4 protein-coding genes are annotated in these 3,303 nt (G+C 75.5%); 2 read left to right on the top strand and 2 right to left on the bottom strand.

Features of this window, described 5'->3' with window-relative positions; all coding sequences use genetic code 11:
• Window positions 1–137 precede the first annotated feature (137 nt).
• Window positions 138–992 (bottom strand): pantoate--beta-alanine ligase, encoded by an 855-nt coding sequence (gene panC / locus VK640_11215; protein ID HTE73753.1) that lies wholly within the window; start codon window positions 990–992, stop codon window positions 138–140.
• A complete protein-coding gene (locus VK640_11210; GenBank protein ID HTE73752.1) occupies window positions 989–1,900 on the bottom strand; it encodes a DUF2520 domain-containing protein in 912 nt (303 codons plus the stop codon). Before VK640_11210 ends, panC begins: the two co-directional genes overlap by 4 nt.
• An 85-nt stretch (window positions 1,901–1,985) precedes the next feature.
• Between VK640_11210 and VK640_11205 the strand changes: the two genes are divergently transcribed.
• Both VK640_11205 and VK640_11200 read left to right on the top strand, forming a co-directional pair.
• Window positions 1,986–2,711 carry a ZIP family metal transporter gene (locus tag VK640_11205; GenBank protein ID HTE73751.1) on the top strand — a complete coding sequence of 242 codons (726 nt, stop codon included), beginning with the start codon at window positions 1,986–1,988 and terminating at the stop codon, window positions 2,709–2,711.
• Window positions 2,708–3,303: hypothetical protein (locus tag VK640_11200; protein ID HTE73750.1), on the top strand; the 596-nt coding region annotated here is incomplete at its 3' end. The genes VK640_11205 and VK640_11200, both read left to right, overlap by 4 nt.

Raw genomic sequence — 3,303 nt, 5'->3', positions numbered from 1 at the left:
CCGTCCGGCGGTCGTCCGGCGGACGGTCAGCGCGGTGGTCAGGCCGGCGATGCCCGACCCGACCACCACCACGTCGACCTCGGTGGTCCAGCCCGCCTCGGGTGCGAGCAGCCGGTGCCGCAGCGGCAGGCGGGCCATCAGGCGGCCGCCCCGAAGGTGACCATCACGTTGTCGATCAGCCGGGTGGAGCCGACCCGGGCGGCCACCGCGAGCAGCGCCTCGCCGGCGTAGTCCTCCGGCACCGGGCGCAGGTGCACGGGGTCGACCAGGGCGAGGTAGTCGAGGCCGACGGACTTCTCGCCGCCGAGCACCTCGTGGGCCGCTGCCAGCACGGCCGCAGGACCGTGGCCGGCCACCGACCGGCCGGCGTGCAGCGCGCCGGACAGCGTCAGCGCCGCGTCGCGGTCGGCCGCGGTCAGATAGGTGTTGCGGCTGGACAGCGCCAGCCCGTCGGGGTCACGGACCGTCGGCACCGCGACGACCTCGACCGGGAAGTCGAGGTCCTGGCACATCCGGCGGATCAGCAGCAGCTGCTGGGCGTCCTTCTGCCCGAAGTAGGCGACGTCCGGCCCGGTCAGGTGCAGCAGCTTGGCCACAACCGTGAGAACGCCGTCGAAGTGCCCCGGCCGCGAGTCGCCCTCGAGGATCTCGCCCAGCGGGCCGGCCTGCACCCGCACCTGCGGCTGGTCGCCCAGCGGGTAGACCTCGGCGACCGACGGCGCGAAGACCAGGTCCACGTCCTCGGCCGCGCACAGCTCGACGTCGGTCTCGAGCGTCTTGGGGTAGCGCGAGAGGTCCTCCCCCGGCGCGAACTGCAGCGGGTTGAGGAAGACGGTGACGACGATGACCGCGCAGCGGCGGCGGGCCACCCGGATCAGCTCCCGGTGGCCGTCGTGCAGGGCGCCCATCGTCATGACGACCCCGATCTCGCCGTCCCGGTTGGCAAGGGCGCCGCGGAGCTCGGCGCGGGTGTGGACGAGACGGGTCGTCATCGGTCGGGCGCTCCTTCGGCGAGGACGTCGAGCAGGGCACCTGCGGCGTCGGTGCGCAGCACGCCGGCCGCGAGCGCCCGGTCAGCCGTGAGCCGGGCCATCGCGAGGTACGCAGCGGCCGTGTGCGGCGACACCTCGCGCAGGGCGGCCAGGTGTGCCGCGACCGTGCCGGCGTCGCCCCGGGCGACCGGCCCGGTCAGGGCCGCGTCGCCCGCGCGCAGCGCGTTGTCCATGGCGGCCCCCAGCAGGGCGCCGAGCATCCGCTCCGGGTCGCCGACCCCGCTGCGCCGCAGCAGGTCCACCGACTCGTTGACCAGGGTCATCAGGTGGTTGGCGCCCCCGGCCAGGGCCGCGTGGTAGAGCACCCGCTGGTCCTCGTCGACCCACTGCGGGTCGCCGCCCATCTCGAGCACCAGCGCCTCGGCGATCGGGCGCAGCGCGTCGGGCGCCGTCACGCCGAAGCAGGCACCGGGCAGCCGCGCCAGGTCGTCCGGGCGGCCGGTGAAGGTCATCGCCGGATGCAGTGCGAGCGGCAGCGCCCCGGCCGCCGTGGCCGGCTCGAGCACCGTGACGCCGTACCGCCCGCTGGTGTGGACGACGAGCTGCCCGGCGCGCACCGCGTCGGCCCGCACCAGGCCGTCGGCCAGTGCGGGCAGCGCGTCGTCCGGGACGGTGAGGAGCACCAGCTCGGCGGCGGCGAGGACGTCGGGAGGTGCCACCACCGGCACCCCGGGTAGCAGGTCGCCGGCCCGCCGCAGCGACGCGTCTGACACCGCGGAGACGGCGACGACGCGATGACCGGCCTGCTGCAGGGCAGCCCCGAGGACCGAGCCGACCCGGCCGGCGCCGACGACGCCGACAGCGAGCCGGGCCGGGCGCGACCCGACGTCGCCGAGGGGTGTGGTCACGAGTGGTGTTCCAGTCCTCGCGGGGGTACCGGACGCCGGCCAGCGTACGGCGTAGCGTCCGGGCGACGACGAGGAGGGAGGGCCGGTGCTCGAGGCGGGGTTCTGGGGCCTGGTCGGCGGGTTGGCGCTGGTGCTCGGCGCGGTGGCCGGCGTGGTGCGTGACGTGCCCACCCGGGTGATCGGTGCCGTGATGGCGTTCGGGGCCGGCGTGCTGATCAGCGCGCTCGCCTTCGAGCTGACTGCCGAGGCCTTCGACGCATCAGGCGGGCGCGAGGTCGTGCTGGGGCTGCTCGGCGGCGCTCTGACGTTCTACCTCGGCGACCGGTGGCTGGACAGCCGCGGCGGCGTCGACCGCAAGCGCTCCGGCGGCCAGCAGGCCGGGTCGGCGGCCCAGGGCCTGGTCCTCGGCGCGCTGCTCGACGGCATCCCGGAGTCAGTGGCGATCGGCGTGTCCCTCGTCGACGGCGGCACGGTCGGGGTGGCGATCGTCGCGGCCGTCTTCCTGTCCAATGTCCCCGAAGGCATGTCGGCCGCGACCGGGCTGGTCAAGGCCGGTCGGTCGAAGCGGTGGGTGATCGGCCTGTGGGTCACGGTCGCGGTGATCTCGGGGCTGGCGTCGCTGGTCGGCTACGCCGTGCTCGGCGACGCGAGCGCCTCGGTTGTGGCGGTGATCCAGGCCTTCGCGGCCGGCGCGATCCTCACCATGCTGGCCGACACGATGATGCCGGAGGCGTTCGAGGACCGCGGCCGCTCGGTGGGGCTCTTCACGACGCTCGGCTTCGTGCTCGCGTTCCTGCTGAGCCAGGCGTGAGCCTGGTGAGCAACCCGGGCTGGCGCACCTGGCGGGCGGCGATGACCGAGACCCTCTACGGTCCCGACGGCTTCTACCGTGCCGCCGGGGACGGCGACCCGGGGCCGGCCGGGCACTTCCGCACGTCGGTGCACGCATCGCCGCGCTTCGCCGAGGCTCTGCTGCGGCTGACCCGCGACTGCGGGCTGACCACGGTCGTCGACGTCGGGGCCGGGCGGGGCGAGCTGCTGGCGACCTTGCGCCGGCTGGACCCGGCGCTGCGGCTGGTGGCGGTCGAGGTCGCCGACCGGCCGGGCGACCTGCCGGCCGGGATCGACTGGCTGGCCGAGCTGCCACGGACCGAAGGCGCCCTCGTCGTCGCGAACGAGTGGCTGGACAACGTGCCGCTCGACGTGGTCGAGCTGGCGCCGGACGGGCTGCGCGTGGTGGAGGTCTCGGCCGATGGCCGCGAGCGGCTGGGGGGCCCGGCCGCGCCGGAGGACGTGCGGTGGGTCGCCGAGTGGTGGCCGCTGACCGAGGTGGGTTCCCGCGCCGAGGTGGGTCGCAGCCGGGACGAGGCGTGGGCGTCGGTCGTGTCGTCGGTACGCCACGG

It is taken from the genome of Actinomycetes bacterium, assembly GCA_035489715.1.
Classification (GTDB): domain Bacteria; phylum Actinomycetota; class Actinomycetes; order JACCUZ01; family JACCUZ01; genus DATHAP01.
Note: the sequence above shows the minus strand (reverse complement) of the source record. Positions and strands in the feature narration are given on the sequence as shown.

Coding starts and splice junctions, on each gene's coding strand:
- panC (HTE73753.1), bottom strand. CDS start 992: ATGACGACCCGTCTCGTCCACACCCGCGCCGAGCTCCGCGGCGCCCTT.